We start from the raw sequence: 24,947 nt of genomic DNA on the forward strand, positions 1-24,947 counted from the left end.
CCATCGGTTATATGAACACTGAATTGGAAGAAGGGCATATTGATTTTAAAACCTATGCTCATTACCACGGTTTCTTACACTTATTCTTCTTTACGATGATTGTGTCAGTTATCACCAATAACTTAATTTTAATGTGGGTTGCCATTGAAGCGACAACATTAAGCTCTGCGTTTTTGGTCGGTACTTACAAACAAAAAACATCCCTTGAAGCTGCGTGGAAATACATCATCATCTGTTCTGTTGGCGTCGCTTTCGGTTTATACGGAACACTTTTAACCTTTGCTAATGCAAATGGCGTGCTTGCTGATCCAAGCCAAGCGATTTTCTGGTCAGCAGTGAATCAACAAGCCACAGGTTTAAACCCAATGTTGATGTATATCGCATTCGCTTTCGTATTGATTGGTTTCGGCACGAAGTGCGGTCTATTTCCAATGCATACTTGGTTATCAGACGCACACAGTGAAGCACCAAGCCCAGTGAGTGCAATTTTATCAGCGGTGTTATTAAACTGTGCAATGCTTGTGGTGTTGCGTTACTACACATTAGTTTCAAAAGCGGTTGGCGCAGAGTTTCCACAAACTTTAATGTTGATCTTTGGTTTACTTTCAGTGCTTGTGGCGGCGTTATTTATCATCGTGCAATTTGATATTAAACGTTTGCTTGCTTACTCAAGTATCGAAAATATGGGCTTAATCAGTTTCGCTTTCGGTCTTGGTGGCCCAATTGGGGTATTTGCAGGTTTACTTCACACCATCAACCACAGTCTTGCGAAAACCTTATTATTCTGTGCATCGGGTAATATTCTATTGAAATATAAAACTCGTGATATGAATCAAGTGCGTGGATTATGGCGTGTTGCACCAGTGAGTGCGGTGCTTTTCGCAGGTGGTGCGTTGGCATTGGGTAGTATCCCTCCATTTAACGTATTTGTGAGTGAATTTAGTGTTGTGGTTGCAGGGATTACAGCGGGTAAAACTTGGTTAGTTATTTTATGCTTAATTTTACTCACTATCGTGCTTGCAGGACTTGCCTTAATGCTATTAAAAACAGTGCTTGGCAAACAACCTGATAATGTGGAAGCAGGCGAAGTCAGTAAAGTCTCTTTGGCGGCAATGGCCATACTATTGTTGTTAATGTTTGTAATGGGTATCCATATTGCAGAGCCAATCTTGCAGTTACTAAAAAGTGCGGTAGGAATTGTGCTTGGATCTGAACATGTGTCCTTTGGCGATATGCTAGTTTTACCTTGGCAAAGTTTAGCGAAATGATCGACAACTGGGGGAAAAAATGGAATTAACTAAAAATACATCGGTCGATCCGGTAAAAATGCTCGGCAAAAATTATATTGAAGCCGTTAATGCAAAATTTCCGAATACCATTTTAGATGAGGAGTGGTCTACACCGAATCAAGTGACTTTAACAGTGAAAACTAATATGTTACCTGATGTGGTGGAATATCTTTACTATCAACATGAAGGCTGGTTGCCATTAGTTTTTGGTAACGATGAACGCTCAATTCATGGTCATTATGCAGTGTATTATGTGCTTTCTATGGAAGGTGTCGTCAAAACTTTTGTGACGATTAAAGCACTCGTAGATCCAGTCACACTCGAATTTCCTTCCGTGACACCGAAAGTCAAAGCGGCGGTGTGGGGCGAACGTGAATTATTCGATATGTACGGTTTAAAAGCCGTCGGTCTTCCCGATCAACGTCGTTTAGTGTTACCAGATGACTGGCCAGATGATCTTTACCCATTACGTAAAGATTCAATGGACTACCGTTTGCGTCCAGATCCAACTACGGCAACGGAAACCTATGAGTTTATTAACGAAAAAGGCGAAGCACGTATTGTTCCACTTGGCCCGTTACATATCACTTCGGATGAACCAGGACATTTCCGTTTATTCGTGGATGGGGAAGATATCATTGATGCGGACTATCGTTTATTCTATGTACACCGTGGTATGGAAAAATTGGCAGAAACCCGAATGGATTACGATCAAGTCAATTTCTTGGCTGACCGTGTGTGCGGTATCTGTGGTTTTACCCATAGCGTTGCTTATGCTAACTCAGTCGAAAATGCATTAGGTATTCAAATTCCTGAACGGGCACAATGGATTCGTGCAATTTTGTTGGAAGTGGAACGCTTGCACAGTCATTTATTGAACTTAGGTTTATCTAGCCACTTTACTGGTTTTGATACAGGCTTTATGCAATTCTTCCGTGTTCGTGAAAAATCGATGACTCTTGCAGAAGTGCTTACTGGTGCACGTAAAACCTATGGAATCAACTTAATCGGTGGTGTGCGTCGTGATATGTTGAAACACCAACGTGAACAATGTATTAAGCTTATTGCAGAAATGCGTGAAGAGCTTAAAACTTTGGTAGATATTTTACTCAATACGCCAAATATGGAACAACGTACTGTGGGCGTAGGAGTGCTTGATCGTCAAGTTGCGCGTGATTTCAGCCCAGTCGGACCGATGATTCGAGGTTCTGGCTTCTCACGTGATGTGCGTAAAATTCACCCCTTCTCTGGCTATGGCGATGTACCATTCAATATGTTCACCGAACAAGGTGGCGATGTAATTTCTCGTGTGAAAGTGCGGGTAAATGAAGTATTTGAATCCATGAATATCATTGATTATATGGTAGATAACTTGCCTACTGGTGCGATTATCACTGAAGGTTTCAATTACACTCCAGGACGTTTTGCGTTAGGTATCACGGAAGCACCGCGTGGTGAAGATATTCACTGGTCAATGTTTGGTGATAACCAAAAATTATATCGCTGGCGTTGTCGTGCAGCGACTTATGCAAACTGGCCAACTTTGCGTTATATGTTGCGTGGCAATACGGTATCAGATGCGCCACTTATTATTGGTAGCCTTGACCCTTGCTATTCTTGTACTGACCGTGTGACGGTGGTGGATGTACGTAAACGCAAAGCACAAACGGTTTCTTACAAAGAAATCGAACGCTACGGAATTGAACGTAAAAATTCACCATTAAAATAGGGGGCGCACAATGTTTAAATTACTTAAAACCGTATTAAATGCGGGGGATGTTACCACTAAATATCCGTTTAAACCCTATGAAGTAGATCCTGATTTCCGTGGTAAACCAGAACTGAACTCTGATCAATGTATTGTTTGTGCAGCCTGTACGATGGCATGTCCAGCTAATGCGCTTACCATGCGTACCGATCCAGAAACAGGCGAACGTACTTGGTCATTATTTTTAGGCCGCTGCATTTTCTGTGGCCGCTGTGAAGAAGTTTGCCCAACAAAAGCGATTCGTTTAAGCCAAGATTTTGAATTATCAGTTAGCAATAAACAGGATCTTTATCAAGAAACAACCTTTACTACAACGATTTGTCATCAATGTGGCCAACCTTTTGTTTCTCATAAAGAACTCAATTATGCCGTGGATTTATTCAAACAAACGTTGGATAACGATGAACTGGTAAAACATAAATTAGCGGTGCTCAACACTTGCCCAACCTGTAAACGCCAAAACAGTTTGGAAAAAACCGCCGATATGGAATCCAATATGCGCGTGAAATTGGCGTTATTTGATCACGTTAGGGAGATTGCAAGATGAACACACAAATCCCAATGCCTGTGAATGGTATTTCAACGCCATTTAGTGTGGATGAAAACATTGCGAAAATGAAACAAACTTTGTTGAAAAATATTCAACGTTCCGCTTATGTTTACCGTGTTGACTGTGGCGGTTGTAATGGTTGTGAAATTGAAATTTTTAGTACCATTACACCAACCTTTGACGCAGAACGTTTTGGGATTAAGGTTGTTGCCTCACCTCGCCATGCGGATATTTTATTATTCACTGGCGCGGTAACTCGTGCAATGCGTACACCAGCAATGCGTGCTTATCAAGCTGCACCTGATCCAAAAATCTGTATTTCTTATGGGGCGTGCGGTTGTGGTGGCGGTATTTTCCATGACTTGTACTGTGTATGGGGTGGTAGTGATCAAATTGTGCCAATTGATGTGTATATTCCTGGTTGTCCTCCAACTCCAGCGGCGACTATTTATGGTTTTGCAATGGCACTTGGTTTACTTGATCAAAAACTCAAAGGTAAACAAGAAATTGCCGATCCTAATGCTGAGGCTAAATTACGTTTCCCAAATATTCCATTAGATTTACGCGTGGAATTAGAACGTGAAGCACGTCGTTTAGCGGGATATCGACAAGGTGGAGACATTGCTAATCAATTTATGAGTATGATGTCTGAAAAAGATCAGGTTCCATTTGGTGTTCGCCTTGGCGAATTTTTGGAACGTGAAGCGGATCCTCGTTTGAGTGAAATCGTAAACCGATTACATGCAATTAGTATGCCGTTTTCGGGATAGTCTAACGATTGCTAAATAAACTAATAGCTCCGTTTTGATTTCTGCCAAATCTCCCCTTACCCCTCTTTGCTAAAGAGGGGAATAAGAGCGGTCAATTTCAATTTGGTTTTCTGCATTAACAACAGAAAACTAAAATGAGAGAGAAGATACTTTATTGCTAAAGAAGAATTCTCTATTTGGAAAAGAGAGTAATAAGAGCTGTCAATTTCAATCTGGTTTTCTGCATTAACAACAGAAAATTAAAATGAGAGAGAAGATACTTTATTGCTAAAGAAGAATCCTCCTCTTTGGAAAAATAGAGGAATAAGAGCGGTCTATTTCAATCTAGTTTTCTGCATTAACAACAGAAAACTAAAATGAGAGAGAAGACATTTTATTGCTAAAGAAGAATCCCCCTCTTTAGCAAAGAGGGGGAAGGGGAGATTTGGCAGTATTGATTAGCGAAGAAATTACTTTACAAGTTTTATAGGACGTACCATGACAACCCAAGTTTTTTTCTATTTACTCAATGAGCGTTTTGTTGAAAACGATGAGCAAGTTCCAGAGCAAGCCAAGCAAGTAATGTATTATTCCCTTGCGATTGGCCACCACGTTGGAGTAATTGACTGTTTTAAAAAATTGCTAATTTGTGATTATGCCGATTACCAACGTTTTGTAGATACTTTCCCTGAAGGGGATGCAAAACGTAAATTTGCGGGCTTAATGAAATTTGGTGAAATTGTGATTGATTCAAGTCATGTGAATTTATTGGCTAAGGCACTAGATGAAAATAGATCCAATTTTTCGCCTGAACATCAAAAATGGGTCGATATTTTAATGGATACGCTTGCTTCCATTCAGCGTGAACCTGTGATGTATATTATGGTGAAACGCCGTGATGAATGAAAATGTAATCCTAACTGTTGGTAACACAATGATGGGCGATGACGGCGCTGGCCCTTATCTTGCTCAGCTTTGTAGTGAAAATCCGTTGCCAAATTGGACCGCACTTGATGGTGGTTCTGCACCGGAAAATCTTGTGCATCAGATCCGTGCCATGAAACCAAAGCGTTTAATTATCTTTGATGCAACAGAAATGGAATTGCCCGTTGGCAAAATTCGTATTATCGATAAAGAACTCATCGCAGAAATGTTCTTCGTCAGCACGCATAATTTGCCACTTAATTTTTTAATCGAGCAATTAGAGGAAGATATTCCTGAGGTTATTTTTATTGGTATCCAGCCCGATCTTGTTTCCTTTGGTTTTCCGATGAGTGAAGCTGTAAAAAGTGCGGTGGAATTTTTCTATGGATTTTTGAAGGATGGGGGCGATTTAGGAGAAATTACTCGATTGTAATTGCCTTCATTCATAAAAACGATCGCTTAACTTGCGATCGTTTTTTTATATGTTAATAAGCAACATTTGTTAAAATGAATTTGGCATTAGCAGACAATCTTGATGCGATCATCGCTTGCCCTAGACTTAATCCGCCATCTCCCATTGGATATTGATGTGCGCTTAACACATTAAACTCCACAAGCTCTTGTTTCAATAAACGACGTAATAATTGGTTATGCATTACACCGCCTGAAAGTACAATGGTTTTGCAATTGTGGCGTTTGGCTTGCTGACAAGCTAATTCAGCAAAACCTTTTGCTAGCGCATAATGGAAAATAAATGCTTTGTTTTCTTTGGAATCATCGTAATCCAGCCAATTTTGCCAAAATGTGGCTAAATCCAATTGATTATTTTTGATTGGCATTTTAACCTGAATATTGACCGCACTTTTTTCATCTTTGATAAAATCAGATTTTGTGGCCAGCGCTTCTAAATAACAAGCGGCCTCGCCCTCCCAAGAGAGTTTGTCACCCACAATACCTAATCCATAAGCTACCGCATCAAATAATCTCCCAGCTGATGAAATTAGGGGAGAATTAAGATTACGTTCAATAGCATTGGAGAGTGGTTCCCAAGGCAATTCTGAACAAGTTTTAGCTGCAATGTCACGCCAATTGGGTACAAATTTTTGAAGATGAGCAAGCCAATTGCGCCAAGGTTGAGTTGCGGCAAGATCGCCACCAGGCAAAGCAACGGCAGGCAATCCACCTAAATGTTGAGATTGTTCGCCATCCACTAATAAACATTCACCGCCCCAGAGTTGCCCGTTATCCCCCATTCCAATACCATCTAAAGCTAGACCAATCACTTTTTCATGACAATGATGTTCTGCTAACACAGCAGCAATATGTGAGTGATGATGTAAAACTTCCACATAAGGTACTGATAATTTTTTTGCGAGATTTTTCCCCGTTTTTGATGAAAAATAACCTGAGTGCGCATCCACCGCGATTAAATCCAGTTTGAATTGATAAATTTGGCAAAATAAGTCGATATTATTTTCTAATTGTTGTTGCACAAGTTCATTGGCGGTATCACCAATATGTTGGCTAACGACGGCTTTATTTTGTTTTAGTAGGCAAAATGTATTTTTAAGATCAGAGCCCAACGCTAAGATATTTTTTGTATTTTCCGTTTTCAATAGCATTTCATCAGGAACGTAGCCACGCGCTCTGCGTAGCGTTTCTATACCATCAAAAGAGGCTCTCACTAAGCTATCATCAGCGCGTTGCAAAATATCGCGATTATGGCAAAGATAGAAATCTGCTAAATAACTCAATTTTTTCACCGAACTTTCGTTGTCTAGAACAGGTGGCTCACCACTAGGATTGGCAGATGTCATGACGAGCGGTTGATTGATTTCACGTAAGAGTAAATGCTGCAATGGATTACTCGGTAACATCACCCCAATTTCATTTAAATTCGGTGCGATATTTTCTGCGAGATTGGACACTTTATTTTTTTGTAACAAAACGATTGGTGCAGCTGTGCTAGTGAGTAGTTTGATTTCGGTTTCTGTTAAATTTTGTAAAAAATCTAAACTTGGCACCATTACGGCAAGAGGTTTGCTTGGACGATGTTTACGATCTCGCAGCAATTGAACCGCATTGAAATTCTGTGCATCACAAGCCAAATGAAAACCGCCGATCCCTTTGATTGCCAAAATTTTCCCTTCTTTGAGCAAAAGTGCGGTTTGTTTTAAGGCTGTTTGATGTGTTGCAAGTTGATGTTCGGTATCTTGTAACCAAATATGCGGGCCGCAAACTGGGCAGGCATTAGGTTGGGCATGAAATCGACGATCTGCTGGATTTTTATATTCATGTTCACAATCTGGGCAGAAAGGAAAATCCGACATCGATGTATTTTTACGATCATAAGGAATTTTTTTGATGATCGTAAAACGAGGCCCGCAATGGGTGCAATTAGTGAAAGGATAGTGATAACGACGATTTTCAGGATTGAATAAATCCTCTACGCAAGCGGGACAAGTGGCGGCATCAGGCACAATTTGTGTGTCCATCGCATTGTTTTCGCTTTCTCGTATTACAAATTCAGCAAAGTACGGTAGATTTTCCCAGTGTTTTTCACATTGTTGAATATCTGTGATCAGTGCTAAAGGCGGTAGTTTTTCCTGTAAATCTTTTAAAAAATTCGTAAGCGCATCTTTTTCTGGATTTACAAATCGAATTAATACCCCTTGCCCATCATTATTTACATCGCCCTTTAGGGCATATTCATTTGCTAATAACCACACAAAAGGGCGAAATCCCACACCTTGCACTTTGCCTTTAATGCGTAATTCGATTCCGTTCATAACTTATTCTCTACATCAAATTGAGTGATTTTTATGGTAACCGAAAATATATGTGCAAGCTGTGATTTTCATCAAAGAAGATTCGTTTTTATAAGCAAATTATTCTACGTAATGGGCTTTCCAATAACCAATCCACTCTTTTAATAAAACCATATTGCTATTTAATGCGCCTAAGTCAGGAACAAAAGATTTTGCAGATAAATGTCCTTTGCTGCCATAGCTTGCCGCTGCAGCCGGAAGAACATCAAATCCTTGTTTTTCAAAAAGGTATTTGGCTCGTTTCATATGCCATTGATTTGTTACTAAAATAATTTTTTGAATATGATCTTTAACTAAAATAGTTTTAGTGAAACTGGCATTTTCTTCCGTATTACGGGCTTTATTTTCGATCCATTGCGTTGGCACATTAAAGAATTGGTTAAGTTCTTTTGCCATTAAGTCGCCTTCAGAAATGCCTATCAAAGAATAGCCTGTGGTTAAAACAGGTAAGCCCGTTTCTTTTTGTAAAAATGCCGCATAACGTAAACGTTCTAGTTGTGGTGCGCCAGAAGCCGTGTCTGCATACAGTTCTTTAGTTGGGTAAGATCCACCGCCTAATATCACGATGGCTTGAGCTTGTTTATACTCATCTAGCGTAAGGGCTGGAGTGTCATCATTATCTGTTAGAAATAAACTAGTAAAAGGCGCACTCATGACATAAAGCCAAGTGAAACTGATAAGCGCAATAAATTTGGCTAATTTTTTGAAATGAAAACGATAAATAATCGCTGCAATAATCAGTAATACAACGGTATTGAGAGGCGGTGCGATAAGTGCGGTAAGAAGTTTTCCTAGTTCTAACATAGATAAGATCCTTGATATAGAGCGGTTTCATTATAATGATTAGTCATAGCTTGTCCATGTTGATTTTGTTAAAATAAGCCCCCTTATTTTTTGATAAACAAACGCTCGAATTCACAAAAAGTGCGGTTATATTTATGAAAGTTTTTAAAGACAGTGTCATTTACCTTGTTGGGGAATTATCGTCAAAGTTAGTTCCTTTTTTACTTTTGCCTTATTTATCGCGTAAATTGGGCGTAGAAGGGTATGGCTCACTTTCTTATTATCAAACTTTTTTAAGTTTATTTTTGATTGTGGTTTCTTTAACTCAAGAGGGCGCAATTTCCCGTTATTTTTATTTTTACGGAAAACGTTCATTAAATTTAGTGGTGAATACTGGCTATGTTTATACCACTATAATTGGCAGCATTATTTTAATTGGCTGTTGGATTGCTCAGTCAGAAATATTATTTTATGCCGCACTTTCCTCAATTTTTCAATCTTTCTTAAATGTTCAGCTAAGTGTAAGACAATGCCAGAAAAAGGCTTGGTCTTATGCTTTTATTCAATTTTCACTCACAGTTACTGGTGCGGTATTTACCGTCGCATTGCTCGAGTATTATCAAAATGATCTTGTTGAAAAAAGAATTTTGGCAATTTTATTGAGCAATTTGGTTGTTTGGTTTTTTTCTTATTTTCTTTACAGAAAGAGTGCAACATCTAAAAAATATCAATATAAACATTATCAATCCGCATTATTTTATATTTTAGGATTTGGATTACCGCTTATTTTGCATCATGCGAGCTTTTTCTTAAAAGGGCAGTTAGACCGTATTTTTATTTATCATAAATTCAGTGAAACAGATTTAGGGCTTTATGCGATGGGGGCTCAACTTGCTTTAATTTTTTCTATTGCTATTCAAGCACTTAATAAAGCGATTATTCCCTATTTTTATGAAGCCTTAAAACAAAAAAAATTAGTGATTCAACAGCTACATAAATGGGCGTTATTTTCCTTTTTGCTGATACCTATTCCTGCTTTAATCATGTGGATTATTCCTGAAGATGTGCTAGTTTGGATTTTAGGTAGCCAATTTGTGGGAACGAAATATTATTTTATTTTATTTTTAATTTCGACCACATTAAGTATTCCTTATTTGATTTTAGTTAATTATCTTTTCTATTATGGAAAAAATAAACTTATTTCCCAATGTTCGGTTTTATCTACAGTTATTTATGTAGCGAGCCTTGTGGCTTTAACTTTTACTGAAATTAAATATATCCCTTATGCTGGAATTATTGGTTCGCTTTCCATTATTCCTATTCTTTATTTTATGACATCTAAAGTGAGTAAAACCCTATGAATCTCATTCTTTGTTGCACACCATTGCAAGTATTAATTGCGAGAAAAATCATTGAATTACATCCTAACGAGCAATTCTTTGGCATCATGTTTGGTGGTGTATGGGATAAAAAAAGAACCTTGTATGCGAGTAAATTAGCAGAAGTTTGTAATGATTCGATGAACATTGATACGGGAAAAGATCTAAAAGGTTTCGATTCCCTAAAATTAATGCGCCAGCTTAAGAATAAAATTACGCATAAAAGTTTTGATAAGGTTTTTCTCGCCAATCTTAATTCATTATGGCTACAAACTTATCTTAGTCATGTTTCATTTAAAGAGCTTTATACCTTTGATGATGGTTCAGATAATATTTTCCCACATCCTAATTTATTGAGAGAGCCTGGCTCATTTAAATATAAACTGATTAAAGCCTTTATTGGCGATAGATATAGTGTGCATAAATTATTTAAAAAAATAAAAAAACATTATACGGTTTATCCTAATTACAAAAATATTGTTCCCAATGTTGAACCTATTTCCTTATGGGATAATAAAGTAGATGGTGAGATAGATGGCGAAGTCTCATTTTTTATCGGACAACCATTGTTAAATACAAAAGGGGAAAACGTCTCATTAATAAAAAAATTAAAAGATCAGATTCCTTTTGACTATTATTTCCCTCATCCAGCAGAAGATTACCGAGTGGATGGGGTAAATTATGTTGAATCAGAACTCATTTTTGAAGATTACGTATTTAAGAATTTAGCAAATAAAAAGGTGATTATTTACACGTTCTTCAGTTCTGTTGCATTTAATTTATTAAGTCATCCTAATGTAGAAATTCGTTTTATTAGAACGAGTATTCCAAGATGGCAATTCTGTTACGATTCATTTCCAGACCTTGGATTAACGATTTATAAGGAAATTTAAAATGAAAAAAATTGGTTTCTTTATTATGAATATCGAAAGTGCGGGTGGAACTGAGCGAGTTTCCATTAATGTTGCTAATGCTCTTGTTAAACAGGGATATGATGTTTCTTTTATTAGCATTGGCGGTAACAAGCCTTTTTTCCAAGTTGATGAAAAAATTAATATTTACGCAATGAATAAATTGCCCTATTCATTGAAAAAAGATTATTTTTCTATTACAAAAAAATTAAGAGAATTGGTTAAAGAATTGCAACTTGATACTTTAATTGTGGTTGATGGTGCGATTATGCTCTTTTCAGCTTTGGCGTTGGTCAATTTACATGTAAAGCATATTTTATGGGAGCATTATTCTTTTAACTTTACTGGCAATCGTCTAGTTCGTACACTCGGTAAATATTTAGCTTCAACAAGATGTGATAAAGTCGTTACATTAACCGAGTCAGAAAAAACGCTGTGGCAAGAAAAATTTAAAACGAACAATATAATCAGTATTGCTAATCCAAATACGCTTTTGCCAAAGAATAAATTAGCAAAATGGGAAAATAAAACTATTTTATCTGTAGGGCATTTATTTTCTTATAAAGGTTTCGATTATTTATTAAAAGCCTGGCACGTTTTAGCAAAAAAACACCCAGATTGGAATTTAAAAATAGTGGGATCGGGTGAGGAAGAAGATAATTTAAAAAATCTTGCTAAAGCATTGGATATTGAAGATTCAGTTAATTTTATTCCTCGTACCAATGATGTCGCTTTTTATTATGAAAGCAGTTCAATTTATTGTTTACCTTCACAAACAGAAGGATTGCCTTTAGTCGTTATTGAAGCGATGGCATTTGGCTTACCTATTGTTGCCTTTAATTGTTCTCCGGGCGTAAATCAATTAGTGGAAAATAAAGAAAATGGTTTTCTTTGTGAACAAAATAATATTGAAGAAATGGTTAACGGTTTAGATTTATTAATGAATAATCCTGAACTTTATCAACAAATGTCAGACAAATCTCGTGTAATGAGTGAAGATTATGGCATTGATAAAATTATTGAAGAATGGAAAGCGATTTTATAAGGAATAATTTTATGTTAAAAAAATATTTGATCTCTTTAGATAAAGATATTCAGCGTCGGGAATTATTCTTTTCTCAAAAAAATACTGAGGATTTCCAAATTTTTTCTGCCATTAATACCATGCAAAAAGATTGGGATGAATTAGCTACTATTTTTAATATTGAACAATTTAAAGCACATTATGGCCGTAATGTCACTAAGGGTGAAATAGGCTGTACATTAAGCCATCTTTCTGTATACCAAAAAATTGTTGAAGACAATGACATCGCTGAAAATAGTTATGCGTTAGTCTGTGAAGACGATGCTTTATTCCATTCAGATTTTCAGCAAAATTTAACCGCACTTTTAGCAGAAAAACTTGAGTCTGAAATTATATTGGTTGGGCAGTCAAAAATTAATGATTTCAATGATTTTGATTTAGAAATTAATTATCCGACAACCTTTTCTTTTTTATGCAAAAAAACAGGCGATGTAAATTACGCTTTCCCTTATAAAAGTTATTTTGCTGGAACTGTGGGCTATCTTATTAAAAAATCTGCTGCAAGAATATTTATCCAGCAAGTTTCTCAAAACAAACCATTTTGGTTAGCGGATGATTTTTTACTCTTTGAACAGGATTTTAATATAAGAAATAAAGTGGTTCGCCCTCTCATGGTCATTGAAAATCCTGTATTGATAAGCAATTTAGAAAGTGTTCGTGGATCTTTATCCAATAATTTGTTTAAAAAATTAATGAAATATCCATTGAAAAAAATTTTTGCGATTAAGAAAAATTTGGCTAATTAAAGGAAGGAATTATGTTAAGCATTATTGTGCCTTCTTATAATCGAAGAGCAGAAGTGCCAGCTTTATTAGAAAGTTTAACTCAACAAACATCGACTCATTTTGAAGTGATTATTGTGGATGATTGCTCAAAAGAAAAACTCGTCGTTGATCAACGCTATTCTTTTCCAGTTACAGTGATTCGTAATGAAACCAATCAAGGTGCGGCAGAAAGTCGTAATATTGGCGCGCATGCATCAAAGGGAGATTGGTTGCTGTTTCTCGATGATGATGATCGTTTTATGCCGGAAAAATGTGAAAAAGTATTACAAGTTATTGAGCAAAATCCAGACATTAATTTTATTTATCATCCAGCTAAGTGTGAAATGGTCAATGAAGGGTTTACTTATGTGACTCAACCGATTGAACCTCAAGAAATCTCGACAGAACGTATTTTGTTAGCCAATAAGATTGGTGGCATGCCAATGGTTGCGATTAAAAAAGAGATGTTTTTAAAAATAGGCGGATTATCCACCGAACTTCGTTCTTTGGAAGACTATGATTTCTTATTAAAACTGCTGCAAGAGCCAAGTTTTAAACCTTATAAAATTAATGATCCACTGACTTATTGTACTTTCCATACTAAACGTTCAAGCGTGTCTACGGATACTACCAACACGCAAAAAGCGATTGATTATATTCGTGAGCATTATGTGAAAACGGTAGAGCAAGCTTGTAATTTTGATATTAACGCGAGCTATATTTTGGCTTATCCCCATATCATGAATTTATCGCGTAAAGCAGCAAAATATTATTTTGATATTTTTAAGAAAACAAAAAGCATTAAACAATTCATTATTACGTTGGTTATTTTAATTTCGCCAAAATTAGCCATCAATTTAAAACGGTTTATGTAGGAAAATAAAATGAAATTTTCAGTCCTTATGTCCTTATATATTAAGGAACATCCTCAATTCTTGCGGGAGTGTTTTGAAAGTCTTTTGGCACAAACTCGTCAAGCAGATGAAATTGTCTTGATTTTTGATGGCGTAGTAACGCCAGAATTAGAATCTGTTGTGACGGAGTTTGAAACAAAACTGCCATTAAAATTAGTTAAATTGCCGCAAAATCGAGGCTTAGGCAAAGCCTTAAACGAGGGTTTATTGCATTGTGCTTATGACTGGGTTTTCCGTATGGATACCGATGATATTTGCGTGCCTGAGCGTTTTGAAAAACAAGTGGCATTTATTGAACAGTATCCTGAAACCATCATTTTTGGCGGACAAATTGCTGAATTTGGTGAAAATGTAAATGATATTGTGGCATATCGTAATGTGCCAACATCGGCTCAAGAAATTATCAAATTCACGCAAAAACGTTGTCCGTTTAATCACATGACGGTGGCATATCAAAAAAGTGCGGTCATTAATTGTGGTGGATATGAAGATCTTCAAGAAGATTATTATTTGTGGATCAAACTTGTCGCACAAGGTTTATATGTGGCGAATTTGCCAGATATTTTAGTTTATGCGCGAGTAGGAAATGGCATGGTGAGTCGCCGCCGTGGGGTCAATCAAGCCAAAGCAGAATGGCGTTTGTTCAAATTAAAATATCGTTTGGGAATTCAAGGATTGTTATCTGGATTATTTACTTTTGCATTGCGTTTTGGCTCTCGTTTATTGCCAACCTCGTTATTGAAAAACCTTTATCAAACTTTTTTACGTAAATAGGAAATCCGATGAAATTGAATATGTTATTTAAAATTTCTGCATTATCCTCCGCACTTTTTTTAGTTGGCTGTTCTAGTTCGTCTGATATTAAGCCTGTGGTCAATAGTACCAGTTATACTAAGCAAAGAACGCCAGAAAATTTTAATGATTATGTTCAATTTTTAAAAGGTAAAGCAGCCGCTGAAGGTGTGTTATTATCGGTATTGAATGCTCAAAATAATATTCTCTATATGCAAAAGGCAGTAGATTTAGATCGTGAACAAGCCGGTAAAATTCGTAAAAGAGATCCTAATTCACCTCCAGTGGCTAATCCGAATGGCACGAGCAACTATCTCAATAGAGTGCTAACTCAAAATAAAGTGAATGTCGCGGGTGAGCGTTATTGGGAAGTGCAAGCCCCATTGCAAAAAGCAAGCCAAAAATATGGTGTTCAGCAGGAGTATTTGCTTGCGTTATGGGGAATGGAAAGTAGTTTCGGGCATTATCAAGGCAAATATGATGTACTTTCTGCAGTAGCAACCTTGGCTTTTGAAGGTCGTAGAGAAAAATTATTTACGAAAGAATTTATCTCCGCCATGAAAATGCTTGAAAAAGATCATATTCAACGTGAACGTATGTTAGGTTCATGGGCGGGCGCGATGGGACAAACTCAGTTTATGCCAAGCACTTTCTTACGTTATGCGGCTGATGGAAATAATGATGGCGTAAAAGATATTTGGAAAAACCAGTTTGATACTTTTGCTTCTATTGCAAATTATTTGCATACCGTAGGCTGGGATAATAGTTTGCCTTGGGGCGTAGAGGTGATGCTTACGCAACCTATTGATTTGAGTTATTCGGGTACAGAAAGCAATAAAGCTCGTTCTTTAAAAGATTGGCAAGCGATGGGGTTAATATTAAAAAGCGCCAATCCACAGGAGCAAGCAAAATTAAGTACACTTGAAAATGCTCAGCTTTGGTTAGTTCGCCCTGATCGCGAAGCGGGCAGAGCGTTTTTAGTTTCGAATAATTTCCGTACTATTTTAGATTGGAATAAATCTAATTATTTTGCATTGAGTATCGGCATGTTTGCTGAACGGATTAAAGATAATGTAGGATTGTGATAAAAAATGCGGTCAATATTGACCGCATTGTTGTTTACTTATTTTTTCAATGTCGGCACAAACTCAGACAGCATTTTTATCTCTTCTTCACTCAATCTGCTTTTTACCATGTTACCTGCACCTTGTATTTTTCCACTTTTACGATCGGAAAGTGCGGTGTAAATTTCCTCTGAATTTAGCGTGTTGATAATTCTAGATTGTCCGAATGCTGATTTTTCAGCGGATTTTCCATGGCAAGTGGCACAGGTTCGTTTATAAAAATTTTCAGCTTGTTCCGCATTTACATCAGCCAATACAAGTTGGCTTGCGGTGAGTAAACTTAAAGAGAGTAGAGTAGTTTTGTAAATTCGTTTCATGGGTTATCCTTTAAATAATTTAGTTAAATCGTCTTCGGGAATTTTGCCTTCATATTTAGCTTGAATGTTTCCTTCAGGGCTAATGACAAATGAAGTTGGCGTACCCATAAGCTGATAACGTTCAGCTGTAATTTTCATTTGATCTTTAATTACAGGCAAATGGAGTTCACGTTTAGCCACTACGGCTTTAGTATCCATTTTATCGCTATCCACATTAATCGCAATAAGTGAAACTTTTCCAGGATTCTCTTCTGCGAGTTTTTCAAATTCTTTTAACTCTGCGATGCAACGTCCGCAAGTTTCTGACCAAAAAATAAGTAAGCGTGTGCCTTTCCAATTCTCAAGGTTTGCAGGATTGCCTTGAAGATCATAGGCGGCAATATCAGGTGCTTTTTGCCCTACTGAGGCAACTTCATCTTTACAAGAAACGGCGCCAAAAATAACCGCACTTATGGCAACTAATTTCAATAGTTTATTTGTTCGCATGGTTTTCTTCCTTTACAAATTTTCCGTGATGTAAATAAATAACACGATCGGTGAGTTCACCTAACTCTGGATTATGCGTCACCATTACAATAGTGCGCCCTTGTTGATTAAGTTTTGTGAGCAAATCTAGCACTAAAGATTCGTTTTGCTCATCTAAATTTCCCGTTGGTTCATCAGCAAAGATAACGGGCGGTTGATTCACTAACGCACGCGCAATGCAAACACGTTGTTGCTCACCGCCTGAAAGTTGGCTAGGGCGGTGATCAATACGATGGCCTAAGCCTACTTGTTCTAATACGGCTTTAGCAGATGCTTCATCAATCACGCTGTGATAATGTTGTGCCAGCATCACGTTTTCAAGTGCGGTCAAATAAGGGATTAAATGGAATTGTTGAAATACCAAGCCAATTTTTTCAGCACGGAAACGTTGGCGACCGACTTCATCTAATTGGGCGGCATCAACACCATCCAAAATCACTTTACCTTCACTAGCAGTATCTAAGCCCGTTAAAATATTCATCAGCGTAGTTTTGCCAGAGCCAGAAGCCCCCATAATCGCTACAAATTCCCCTTGTTTGATTTGAATATTAATGTCTTCCAGTGCGGTAACTTGCCCGAAGCGTTTATATAAATGTTGGGTTTCTATTACAAAGTTGGTCATGGTTTTTCTCTTTTATTATCTAATTTATAAGCGTTTCAGTTTTACTCACCCTTCAACACATTCGCAACATTAATACTCAATGCTCGACGTGTTGGAATAATAACAGCCACAAATGCCACTAATAACGAAAGTACAATCGTAATTGGCAATACAGGAAGTCGCATATCAATATAAGATTTGAATACAGTTATTCCCAATACTTGAGCTAATAAATAACCCAAGCCAAGTCCGATAATAATCGCACAAAACGCGATAATTAAAATTTCGGTGCTGATTTGGCGAATGATGTCAAATTTTTTTGCACCCAGTGATTTTTGTAAGGCAAATTCTTTGGATCGTTCGCCAACAATTGCAATTAATGTGGTATTCACACATAAGGTTGTAAGCACCAAAATCACAAGGGAAATTAAGCCCATTAATCCTTTAATTTTTTCTAAAATTTGTCCTTCTGAAGCGGAAACTTTACGGATTGGGCGAGCGGTTAAATCGGGATATTGTTGCATAATTTTTTCGGCAAATTGATCCACTGTATTGGCGCCTTGCTCATTTTGTACATTGAGTAATGCGTTGTTTACTACGCCTTCTTTATCCAACCAATTTTGTGCAAATTCAACATTCACAATAAGCATATTGTCAGTTGCATCACCGGCTTCTACAATTCCTTTAATATTGAAATTGTGTTTTTCTACGGCATTTTTAGACAGTTGTAGGCTATCTCCCACTTTAACATGTAATCGTTCAGCAAGGGTTTTCCCGATCATTGCATTGCGGTCGTCAAAATTTACGTTGATTGCTGATCCCGTAATTTGCCAGTAAGGGGCGAGGATTCGCATGGCATCAAAATTTACGCCCATCAGAACAATTTTTTCTAAATCACTACGTGCGACGCCATAAAGGTAAGGACTGGCTGCAGTGATAAAACCATCGGGTGCTTTTTGTAAAATTGCGTTTAATTCTGCTTGATTCATCATTCCGCCATCGGCTGAACCAATGTAGAAATTTGCTCCGAAAGTACGCAGTTCTTGGCTCATTTTGGTATTAATGTCGAAGTAAACCGCTGCCATTGCAGTGACGATACTTGCGCCTACTGTAAGGGCAGTGAAAATAATCAATACTCGTTGTGGGCGTAATCGCAACGCGCGGAAAATTAATCGCCAGAACATGCTTTGAGTATTTGCGCTTTTATGCTCTGCCATAAAGCACCTCGACAGGGTAAAGTTTAGCGATTTTATGTGCTGGGAACCAAGTGCCAATCACAGCAATAAGAATGGAGAGCACGAGAACACAAGGCACGACGATCCAAGCAAAATCAAGAGGCGCACCGAATAATGCGGCACCGATAAATTTGGCTAATCCCCATCCGGCTAAACAGCCAAATATTCCGCCTACTAATGCACTTAATACCGCTTCGCAGTAAAACAATAAGGTGATTTGCCATTGATAAGCGCCCAGTGCTTTCATTAAGCCAATTTCTTTTGAGCGTTCGATAATTCCTGCGCTCATTAAGGAAGCAATTCCCATTGCTGCGGCGATTAATGCCGCGAAGGTAACGACCGCCAGTAAGAGTTGGATTTTGCCAATGACGACACCTTCGGAAGCAGCCACTTGCCAAATTGGGCGAACTATTGCGCCAGAAATTGCTTCTTCTAATTGATGGGAAATTGAAGAAACATAAGCGGTGCAATACCAACGGTCATAGGCTTCTGCATCTAAGGCATCAGTATTCGCACGTGCTTTACGGGAAAGATCGTTTTCAGGTACGGTGAGGGCAGATACGCGGACGGATTGCATTTTGCCTTCTAAACCCAGCAAATTTTGTACCGCACTTAGGGGCATTACAAGCTGATTATCTTCTGTTCCACCAGTACTTAAAATGCCTTTAATTTCAACCGCACTTTGTTGGCTTTTACCGTTATCGTTTGTGTAGCTTAAGCTAAGTTTATCGCCAATTTTCCAACCATTACTTTTGGCAAGTTGTTCGCCAGCAAGTGCAGGAACGATTTCACTAAAGTCATTGTTTAAATCATCAACCCATTCCCCTTCCACTTTCCAATAAGGGCTAATGATTCGTTGCCCAGTATGGTAATCCTCTTCATCAGGCACGGCAATATTATGATCAAAGAAGGTACCAAGCACATTAATCGTTTTAGGCGCTGAAAGTGCGGTTGAATTTTGTGAGGATTTTGTCACTTGCACATTTGCTGAAAGCAACGGGGCAAAACCCACGATATTATTTCGCCAGAAAATATCTTTGATGTTGGGAAGCTCTTTTTCATCTAAAAAATCTTGGCTAGATAATGAAGCGCTATGGCTGAGTTCATCAGGCAATGCTGCATTGCTGGCTGGCTCCACCAAAATATTGGCACCGTAAGATTTCAGTTCTTTCGCCATTTTGTCACCAATATCAATGGAAACAGCAAGCAGCGCAGAGACTAAGCCAGCGGCTAAGAAAATAGTGATAATGGCGAGCAATTTACGTTTGATACCAAATCGCCAAGACTGAAATAACATTCTAGCAAGCATTGTTATTCCCCTTTTGGATTTTCGTTTTTGTTAATGCCGAGATAGTTATCGGGATTATCGCGGAACAAATCGAGATTTTTTTCGTTCTCAAAGAAATAAGTATGCCCTTCGTGGCTATATTTATATTCAGTTTTAGTGTTTTTGAGTTTGGCTCCACTAATCGGATCTTGTACTTCAATTTCCACAATCGTACTGAATAGATTTAAGCCATCTTCAAGGCTTTTACGAGACATCACGATTTCATTTTCAGTTTGTTGCCAATTTTCAATAGGTACAGGGTTACAACCGCCCGGTTTACCGATAGATGGAATAAAGAGATGCACGCCACAACCAACGCAGACCACTTGATTGCCTTGCATGACATAGCCTTGATCGCCGCAGAGTAGGCAAGCATCGAATACTGCCGCCATACTGATTTTATTCGGTTGGCGATTGATAATGAAAAAGCGTACGGCTTTGCCATCATCTGCAATCCAAACAAAACGGTGAAGTTTACCGTCTTTAAGTGGCTCTAGTGCTAAATGCACTTCATTTTTGTCATTAAGTTGTACTGGAACTGCTTCGGAAAGTTGTGGCGGTTGGGAGGCAACTTTTTCCCAATAAAGTTGACTTGCAGTCACAAATAAAATACCCAATATTCCCCAGTAAATGGTACGTTTTGATGTTTGTACGAAGGCTAATTTTTTTCGTTTTTCTATAAGATCCCTTTCAGATTTTGCTTCTCTTAAACATTTTGAATGTGTTTGAATAGTAAAAATACACAAAACAACGAGCATTAACACAACACAAATGAGATTGAGCCAAGCGGTGATTTCCCCTGATTTTGCCACAAAACTTAACCGCACTTTGGTGAGTTCAATGAGTTGTAATTTCATTAAGGTAAGCAGTAGTTCTGCTACAAGCGGAAGAATTAAAGCGATAAAAAGTAAAAAGCTGAGTGCAAAAAGTGCGGTGGATTTTCCTTGTGTTTTTTGTTGCTGTTTAAGTAAGAAATAGAGCCATGCACTTGAGGCTAAACTAAAAATTACGCCAAAAATGACCGCACTTATATTTAAAATAAAATCTGTGTTAATAACATCTGTGTTGGTGAGGGCGGTGATGTTTGGATCTTTTGCCCAAGTTGCCCCTGCGATAAGCATTAATGCAAATTGCCAGAATGCTGCAAGGGTTAATGATTTGCTCCATTGGCTGATTGCAAAAAGTAAGAAGATAATTAAAAAGCCGATGGTTAGAATAAGGTTGGTGGTTTGTCCATTAGGAATATTGAGTCGTAGGACGACCCCCAAAGCCAAGCCAATAAGGCTTAGCCAAATAAGCGTTTTAGGCGAAATATTGCCTTTTTTAATTGCCCAAGATGCACCAAGTAAAAGCGAAATTGGCAAAAGAGATTGCAGAATAAAAATGAAAAAATAAGTCATAGAAAGAGGATTTTTAAATGATAGGGTGGGCTTTAGCCCACCGTTTTTTTATGTCTGATTATTAATTGGTGGGCAGAAGCCCACCCTACAGCACTATTATTTTAAACCAGTAAATTTAAATTCATAATTTACATCAAATGGTTTCCACCAACGACCCACGCCAGTTTCTTCATCAGTGTGGCGGTGCATACCAGCTTTTGGTGGCGGATCGATATGATAAGTTAATTTGTAGTTACCCACGCCCATCATTTTGATGTTTGCGCCATAGTGTGGGCCATCGCCAGCAACCATTGGCATGAAGGTACCTTCTTGTTTAGCACCAGTATCGGTATTGACTAAGGTATAGTTGATGGTTAAATAAGGCATCCATTCACCTTCACCAAAACCGTTTTTGTTACCTTTCACTGCATGAATGTCTGCTTCTAAGTGAATATCAGATTTTGCTGCAGGCAAGCCCATGCCGCGAGGTTCCATATCCACTGGTTTTAAGTAAACCGCTGCAATTTCCATGTCATTCATGGTAACGGCTTCACCGATTGGATATTCTTGGAATGCGTAAGCAGAAGTTGCTGCAAACATTCCTGCTAATAAACTTGCGCTAAGAAGTGCTTTTTTCATAGTTTCTCTCCTGAGATGAGTTTTGAGTTAATTTGAAACCGCTCTTTTGCTTTGATATTTCATAACAAACAAAGCAAAAATAGCAGCAAGACTTAAGATTGCTTGTGGCACAAGGGTTTCCACATAAGGATAAACACCTAACCACGAGATTTCCGGTACATCGTTAATTAATGTTGGTTCAAACAGTTTACCTTCAATCAGTTCAAGTACAGATTTGCCAGCGAACACAAATGCCATTAAATACATAAATGAACCAGTAAACATAAAGAATGGTTTTAATGGCAATTTAACCACGGTGTAACGCATTATAAAGTAGCAAATCGCCAGTAAAATGACCCCGCAAATAAAGCCAGCAAAAAGATAGGCTAAACTGACCGCACTTTTCGCATCACCGACTAGGGCATAATAGAACAATACGGTTTCTGCGCCTTCACGATATACAGCAAGGAAACTGGTAAGCCATAAGCCGAATAGAGAGCCTGCCGTTAATGCCGTTGAAAGTTTGCCTTCGAGGTAGCGTTTCCAGTTTTGTGCTTCGACTTTAGAAAGCAACCAGTAACTCATACTAAACAGCATAAAGACCGCAATAATCATTGTGAAACCTTCAAGCAATTCACGGTTTTGCCCTGAGTTTTCAAAAATAAGTTGGAAGATGAATGCAGTAACTATGCTTGCCCCTAACGCCACATAAACGGATTGGCGAATAACTGGCAATTTATCGTGATGATTGTTTTTCACCATATAAGCCACAATAGAGGCAACGATTAATAAAGCTTCTAAGCCTTCACGTAAAATAATAAGCAAGCTATATAAGAACATGGACCAATCACTTTGTTCGCCACCTTGCAATATTTGAACGGCTTTCGCTAAGTTTTGGCTTAAACCTGCAGCTTGTTCTTGTAATTTGTCACCATTTCCCGCTTTCATCAGGCTGACTAAACGAGTGAAATAACCTTCTAATTCCGCTTTAAAGTTGCTATCGCGCGAGCCTACTTTGTTTTCCATGCCAGAACTTTCAAATACATCAAAGTAAGTGTCTTGCACCGCAAGCATGGCTTTTTTCGCATCCCCTTGTTCATAAAGGGCAATAGCTTGTTGAATACGTTGGTTGATTTCAGTCGTAATTTTTGCCCAATCTTGCTCTTCAACGTTATCTGAAATTTGCGCTTGTGATTGTGTCGCTTGAGCATTTTGTTCATCGCGAGTGGTAGGTAAATTAGGAAGCTGTTCTTCAATATCTTGCAAGAGTTGTGTGCTTTGGTAAGCAATTTCTGTCATTTGATCAGGTTGTTCGCTCAAACGAATCAAATTATAGAATTGTTGATTGATCGATGCTGAAATTTCAGAAGAGCGGTTAGTTCTAACCGACATTTCCATTTCAGAATTTTTGTAGCCGTCATATTGAGCTTGTTGGAATGCTTTTTTAGCATTGGCAAAATCGCCGCTTTCATAAGCGCTAATGGCTTGTGCGATGAAATCATCAATGGTTTTGAAACTTTGTTGCCAATAAGGTTTGATGGCTTGATTATCATAAACGCCGTGCTGACTATCAGCATTGAGTTGATGCCCTTCAACAAGAGAAGGTAAAACTTGCTGTAATTCATTTTTTAAACTGTTGATTTTGGCTTGAACCTCATTCATTGGTTTACCTTCGCCAATCATTTTGCGAATTTCACCAAAAGTGGCTTCCATTTGATAGCTTTTTTGCGCTGAAAAATTAATGCGAATGGGACCTTCTAAATTTTCAAATACTTCAAAATATGCCATTTGTACTTCGGTTTTGGCATCATCAATTTTGTTTTCTTTAAGAAGTTGTTCGGTGTGATTCAAGCGTTGAGTGATGTCATCAACCCATTTTTGATAGTTATCGGCAAAGACTGCTTGAGAAAATAAAAATAGTAAAGATATGCTGATATAACGTAAAAGGTACGGCATAGAACTAACCTTATAAATGAAATCCATTCTTATTTGAAAGATATATCTAATGAGAAAAAATCTCAATAATAAATTTGAATTTTTGCTACTTAGATCAAGTTTTATTTGAATATTTAAGATTTTTTAATGGCTGCATGTATAATGCAATCGTTTTCCAATTGCCCTTTTAGGAGATTTTTATGACAGCACAAACTGGTATTTTGCTTGATGGTTGCAAAGCAGGCGTATTTTTAGAAGCAAATATCTCAGATTATTCTCAGATTCCAGCGGCGGCTCGCCAATTCCTTACTAGCTTAGAACAGCTTCAACAAACTTATCCCGATGCACGTTTGGGGGCGATAGTTGCTTTCGGCGATAAAGCTTGGAAAACCCTTGGTGGGCAGGACGCACCAGAGCTTAAACCTTTTGTTACTTTAGGAAAAGGTGATTTAACTGCGCCAAGTACACAAACCGATCTTTTAGTTCATATTCAATCGTTACGCCCTGACGTTAATTTTTCTGTGGCACAAGCTGCAGTTAATGCTTTTGCTCAAGCTATTGACGTTCAGCAAGAAATTCACGGTTTCCGTTGGGTGGAGGAACGAGATCTCACAGGTTTTATTGATGGAACTGAAAATCCTAAAGATGCCCAACGAGCAGAAGTTGCATTAATTTCAAATGGTAATGATAAAGATGGAAGTTATGTGTTTACTCAACGTTATGAACACAATCTTGCCAAATGGGAAAAATTGAATACGGCAAAACAAGAAAATGTGTTCGGACGCACCAAAACGGATAGCGTAGAAATGGAAGATAAGGCGGATACTTCTCATGTCGGTCGTACAGATTTGAAAGAGAATGGCAAAGGTTTAAAAATCTTACGTCAAAGCTTACCTTATGGTACTGCGAGCGGTACACACGGATTATTCTTTATTGCTTACTGTGCAACGCTTTATAACATTGAACAACAGTTGCTTAATATGTTTGGTGAAAAAGACGGAAAAACTGACCGCATTTTAGGTTTCACTAAGGCTGTAACGGGCGCTTATTATTACGCACCGTCTATTGAGCAGTTGAATAAACTTTAATTTATGAAAAACCTAAATTAAAAAAATTTAGGTTTTTTTATGTTTCTTAACTTTTTCTTAAGA

The 24,947-nt window shown here is 37.8% G+C and carries 24 protein-coding genes; 14 read left to right on the top strand and 10 right to left on the bottom strand.

All coding sequences use genetic code 11. From position 1 onward, the window contains the following. The 6 genes from AAX18_RS03070 to hycI all read left to right on the top strand — a co-directional run. Window positions 1–1,268 (top strand): hydrogenase 4 subunit F (locus AAX18_RS03070; RefSeq protein ID WP_046952909.1); only part of this gene is annotated, 1,268 nt, incomplete at its 5' end. A gap of 19 nt (window positions 1,269–1,287) precedes the next feature. Next, on the top strand, window positions 1,288–3,018 hold the full coding sequence (locus AAX18_RS03075) for a hydrogenase large subunit (protein ID WP_046952910.1): 1,731 nt from the start codon (window positions 1,288–1,290) through the stop codon (window positions 3,016–3,018). A 10-nt stretch (window positions 3,019–3,028) separates the two neighbouring features. Continuing rightward, complete coding sequence (locus tag AAX18_RS03080; RefSeq protein WP_005626087.1) at window positions 3,029–3,604, top strand: formate hydrogenlyase complex iron-sulfur subunit; 576 nt, start codon at window positions 3,029–3,031, stop codon at window positions 3,602–3,604. Next, a complete protein-coding gene (locus tag AAX18_RS03085; protein WP_005626090.1) occupies window positions 3,601–4,377 on the top strand; it encodes an NADH-quinone oxidoreductase subunit B family protein in 777 nt (258 codons plus the stop codon). The genes AAX18_RS03080 and AAX18_RS03085 overlap by 4 nt, the downstream gene beginning before the upstream one ends. 477 nt (window positions 4,378–4,854) lie before the next feature. Then, window positions 4,855–5,262 carry a formate hydrogenlyase maturation HycH family protein gene (locus AAX18_RS03090; RefSeq protein WP_005645452.1) on the top strand — a complete coding sequence of 136 codons (408 nt, stop codon included), beginning with the start codon at window positions 4,855–4,857 and terminating at the stop codon, window positions 5,260–5,262. Further along, window positions 5,255–5,713 carry a hydrogenase maturation peptidase HycI gene (hycI, locus tag AAX18_RS03095; RefSeq protein ID WP_005626092.1) on the top strand — a complete coding sequence of 153 codons (459 nt, stop codon included), beginning with the start codon at window positions 5,255–5,257 and terminating at the stop codon, window positions 5,711–5,713. Before AAX18_RS03090 ends, hycI begins: the two co-directional genes overlap by 8 nt. Before the next feature lie 52 nt (window positions 5,714–5,765). Here the strand turns inward: hycI and hypF are convergent, their stop codons facing one another. Both hypF and AAX18_RS03105 read right to left on the bottom strand, forming a co-directional pair. Next, window positions 5,766–8,069 (bottom strand): carbamoyltransferase HypF, encoded by a 2,304-nt coding sequence (gene hypF / locus AAX18_RS03100; RefSeq protein WP_046952911.1) that lies wholly within the window; start codon window positions 8,067–8,069, stop codon window positions 5,766–5,768. 99 nt (window positions 8,070–8,168) lie between these two features. Then, window positions 8,169–8,912: a YdcF family protein gene (locus tag AAX18_RS03105; protein WP_046952912.1), complete on the bottom strand. Its 744-nt coding sequence runs from the start codon at window positions 8,910–8,912 to the stop codon at window positions 8,169–8,171. A gap of 134 nt (window positions 8,913–9,046) precedes the next feature. Here AAX18_RS03105 and lsgA point away from each other — a divergent pair, with 134 nt between their 5' ends. Genes lsgA through AAX18_RS03140 form a run of 7 tightly spaced genes read left to right on the top strand, consistent with a single transcriptional unit; the run spans window position 9,047 to window position 15,820 of the window. Then, window positions 9,047–10,252 (top strand): lipooligosaccharide flippase LsgA, encoded by a 1,206-nt coding sequence (gene lsgA, locus AAX18_RS03110; protein ID WP_046952913.1) that lies wholly within the window; start codon window positions 9,047–9,049, stop codon window positions 10,250–10,252. Continuing rightward, window positions 10,249–11,163 carry a lipooligosaccharide biosynthesis sialyltransferase LsgB gene (lsgB, locus tag AAX18_RS03115; protein ID WP_046952914.1) on the top strand — a complete coding sequence of 305 codons (915 nt, stop codon included), beginning with the start codon at window positions 10,249–10,251 and terminating at the stop codon, window positions 11,161–11,163. Before lsgA ends, lsgB begins: the two co-directional genes overlap by 4 nt. 1 nt (window position 11,164) lies before the next feature. After that, window positions 11,165–12,226: a lipooligosaccharide biosynthesis family 4 glycosyltransferase LsgC gene (lsgC, locus tag AAX18_RS03120; protein WP_046952915.1), complete on the top strand. Its 1,062-nt coding sequence runs from the start codon at window positions 11,165–11,167 to the stop codon at window positions 12,224–12,226. An 11-nt stretch (window positions 12,227–12,237) separates the two neighbouring features. Further along, complete coding sequence (lsgD, locus tag AAX18_RS03125; RefSeq protein WP_046952916.1) at window positions 12,238–13,011, top strand: lipooligosaccharide biosynthesis galactosyltransferase LsgD; 774 nt, start codon at window positions 12,238–12,240, stop codon at window positions 13,009–13,011. An 11-nt stretch (window positions 13,012–13,022) separates the two neighbouring features. Continuing rightward, entirely contained in the window at window positions 13,023–13,904 is an 882-nt protein-coding gene (lsgE, locus tag AAX18_RS03130; RefSeq protein WP_046952917.1) for a lipooligosaccharide biosynthesis N-acetyl-glucosamine transferase LsgE, read from the top strand. A gap of 9 nt (window positions 13,905–13,913) precedes the next feature. Beyond that, window positions 13,914–14,717, top strand: a complete 804-nt coding sequence (lsgF, locus tag AAX18_RS03135; protein WP_046952918.1) for a lipooligosaccharide biosynthesis galactosyltransferase LsgF — start codon at window positions 13,914–13,916, stop codon at window positions 14,715–14,717. Window positions 14,718–14,725: 8 nt separating this feature from the next. Next, on the top strand, window positions 14,726–15,820 hold the full coding sequence (locus AAX18_RS03140) for a lytic murein transglycosylase (protein WP_046952919.1): 1,095 nt from the start codon (window positions 14,726–14,728) through the stop codon (window positions 15,818–15,820). A gap of 38 nt (window positions 15,821–15,858) precedes the next feature. Here AAX18_RS03140 and AAX18_RS03145 read toward each other — a convergent pair whose 3' ends face one another. The 8 genes from AAX18_RS03145 to AAX18_RS03180 all read right to left on the bottom strand — a co-directional run bounded on the left by AAX18_RS03145 (window position 15,859) and on the right by AAX18_RS03180 (window position 23,844). Beyond that, window positions 15,859–16,176: a c-type cytochrome gene (locus tag AAX18_RS03145; RefSeq protein ID WP_046952920.1), complete on the bottom strand. Its 318-nt coding sequence runs from the start codon at window positions 16,174–16,176 to the stop codon at window positions 15,859–15,861. Between the two features lie 3 nt (window positions 16,177–16,179). Beyond that, the gene (locus AAX18_RS03150) at window positions 16,180–16,662 is read right to left on the bottom strand and encodes a TlpA family protein disulfide reductase (protein ID WP_046952921.1); all 483 of its coding nucleotides are present in this window, start codon (window positions 16,660–16,662) and stop codon (window positions 16,180–16,182) included. Then, on the bottom strand, window positions 16,649–17,323 hold the full coding sequence (locus AAX18_RS03155; RefSeq protein ID WP_005636775.1) for an ABC transporter ATP-binding protein: 675 nt from the start codon (window positions 17,321–17,323) through the stop codon (window positions 16,649–16,651). Before AAX18_RS03155 ends, AAX18_RS03150 begins: the two co-directional genes overlap by 14 nt. A gap of 41 nt (window positions 17,324–17,364) precedes the next feature. Further along, on the bottom strand, window positions 17,365–18,519 hold the full coding sequence (locus AAX18_RS03160) for an ABC transporter permease (RefSeq protein ID WP_046952922.1): 1,155 nt from the start codon (window positions 18,517–18,519) through the stop codon (window positions 17,365–17,367). Beyond that, entirely contained in the window at window positions 18,506–19,846 is a 1,341-nt protein-coding gene (locus AAX18_RS03165) for an ABC transporter permease (protein ID WP_046952923.1), read from the bottom strand. The genes AAX18_RS03160 and AAX18_RS03165 overlap by 14 nt, the downstream gene beginning before the upstream one ends. A gap of 2 nt (window positions 19,847–19,848) precedes the next feature. Next, a complete protein-coding gene (locus AAX18_RS03170) occupies window positions 19,849–21,264 on the bottom strand; it encodes a Fe-S-containing protein (RefSeq protein WP_046952924.1) in 1,416 nt (471 codons plus the stop codon). A 96-nt stretch (window positions 21,265–21,360) separates the two neighbouring features. Next, complete coding sequence (locus AAX18_RS03175; RefSeq protein ID WP_005626197.1) at window positions 21,361–21,882, bottom strand: iron transporter; 522 nt, start codon at window positions 21,880–21,882, stop codon at window positions 21,361–21,363. A 27-nt stretch (window positions 21,883–21,909) separates the two neighbouring features. Next, complete coding sequence (locus AAX18_RS03180; protein ID WP_046952925.1) at window positions 21,910–23,844, bottom strand: FTR1 family iron permease; 1,935 nt, start codon at window positions 23,842–23,844, stop codon at window positions 21,910–21,912. Between the two features lie 152 nt (window positions 23,845–23,996). Here AAX18_RS03180 and AAX18_RS03185 point away from each other — a divergent pair, with 152 nt between their 5' ends. After that, window positions 23,997–24,884: a Dyp-type peroxidase gene (locus tag AAX18_RS03185; RefSeq protein ID WP_046952926.1), complete on the top strand. Its 888-nt coding sequence runs from the start codon at window positions 23,997–23,999 to the stop codon at window positions 24,882–24,884. The last annotated feature ends 63 nt before the right edge of the window (window positions 24,885–24,947 follow it).

Origin of the sequence: Haemophilus haemolyticus, assembly GCF_001008205.1 — a bacterium.
GTDB lineage: Bacteria > Pseudomonadota > Gammaproteobacteria > Enterobacterales > Pasteurellaceae > Haemophilus > Haemophilus haemolyticus_Q.

What these genes read in the sequence shown, in the direction of transcription:
- AAX18_RS03165 (WP_046952923.1), bottom strand. Translation starts at nt 19,846, where the DNA reads ATGCTTGCTAGAATGTTATTTCAGTCTTGGCGATTTGGTATCAAACGT.
- AAX18_RS03085 (WP_005626090.1), top strand. Translation starts at nt 3,601, where the DNA reads ATGAACACACAAATCCCAATGCCTGTGAATGGTATTTCAACGCCATTT.
- AAX18_RS03180 (WP_046952925.1), bottom strand. Translation starts at nt 23,844, where the DNA reads ATGGATTTCATTTATAAGGTTAGTTCTATGCCGTACCTTTTACGTTAT.
- hycI (WP_005626092.1), top strand. Translation starts at nt 5,255, where the DNA reads ATGAATGAAAATGTAATCCTAACTGTTGGTAACACAATGATGGGCGAT.
- lsgF (WP_046952918.1), top strand. Translation starts at nt 13,914, where the DNA reads ATGAAATTTTCAGTCCTTATGTCCTTATATATTAAGGAACATCCTCAA.
- AAX18_RS03080 (WP_005626087.1), top strand. Translation starts at nt 3,029, where the DNA reads ATGTTTAAATTACTTAAAACCGTATTAAATGCGGGGGATGTTACCACT.
- lsgA (WP_046952913.1), top strand. Translation starts at nt 9,047, where the DNA reads ATGAAAGTTTTTAAAGACAGTGTCATTTACCTTGTTGGGGAATTATCG.
- AAX18_RS03105 (WP_046952912.1), bottom strand. Translation starts at nt 8,912, where the DNA reads ATGTTAGAACTAGGAAAACTTCTTACCGCACTTATCGCACCGCCTCTC.
- AAX18_RS03185 (WP_046952926.1), top strand. Translation starts at nt 23,997, where the DNA reads ATGACAGCACAAACTGGTATTTTGCTTGATGGTTGCAAAGCAGGCGTA.
- hypF (WP_046952911.1), bottom strand. Translation starts at nt 8,069, where the DNA reads ATGAACGGAATCGAATTACGCATTAAAGGCAAAGTGCAAGGTGTGGGA.
- AAX18_RS03090 (WP_005645452.1), top strand. Translation starts at nt 4,855, where the DNA reads ATGACAACCCAAGTTTTTTTCTATTTACTCAATGAGCGTTTTGTTGAA.
- lsgC (WP_046952915.1), top strand. Translation starts at nt 11,165, where the DNA reads ATGAAAAAAATTGGTTTCTTTATTATGAATATCGAAAGTGCGGGTGGA.
- lsgB (WP_046952914.1), top strand. Translation starts at nt 10,249, where the DNA reads ATGAATCTCATTCTTTGTTGCACACCATTGCAAGTATTAATTGCGAGA.
- lsgD (WP_046952916.1), top strand. Translation starts at nt 12,238, where the DNA reads ATGTTAAAAAAATATTTGATCTCTTTAGATAAAGATATTCAGCGTCGG.
- AAX18_RS03145 (WP_046952920.1), bottom strand. Translation starts at nt 16,176, where the DNA reads ATGAAACGAATTTACAAAACTACTCTACTCTCTTTAAGTTTACTCACC.
- AAX18_RS03160 (WP_046952922.1), bottom strand. Translation starts at nt 18,519, where the DNA reads ATGGCAGAGCATAAAAGCGCAAATACTCAAAGCATGTTCTGGCGATTA.
- AAX18_RS03150 (WP_046952921.1), bottom strand. Translation starts at nt 16,662, where the DNA reads ATGCGAACAAATAAACTATTGAAATTAGTTGCCATAAGTGCGGTTATT.
- AAX18_RS03170 (WP_046952924.1), bottom strand. Translation starts at nt 21,264, where the DNA reads ATGACTTATTTTTTCATTTTTATTCTGCAATCTCTTTTGCCAATTTCG.
- lsgE (WP_046952917.1), top strand. Translation starts at nt 13,023, where the DNA reads ATGTTAAGCATTATTGTGCCTTCTTATAATCGAAGAGCAGAAGTGCCA.
- AAX18_RS03155 (WP_005636775.1), bottom strand. Translation starts at nt 17,323, where the DNA reads ATGACCAACTTTGTAATAGAAACCCAACATTTATATAAACGCTTCGGG.
- AAX18_RS03175 (WP_005626197.1), bottom strand. Translation starts at nt 21,882, where the DNA reads ATGAAAAAAGCACTTCTTAGCGCAAGTTTATTAGCAGGAATGTTTGCA.
- AAX18_RS03075 (WP_046952910.1), top strand. Translation starts at nt 1,288, where the DNA reads ATGGAATTAACTAAAAATACATCGGTCGATCCGGTAAAAATGCTCGGC.
- AAX18_RS03140 (WP_046952919.1), top strand. Translation starts at nt 14,726, where the DNA reads ATGAAATTGAATATGTTATTTAAAATTTCTGCATTATCCTCCGCACTT.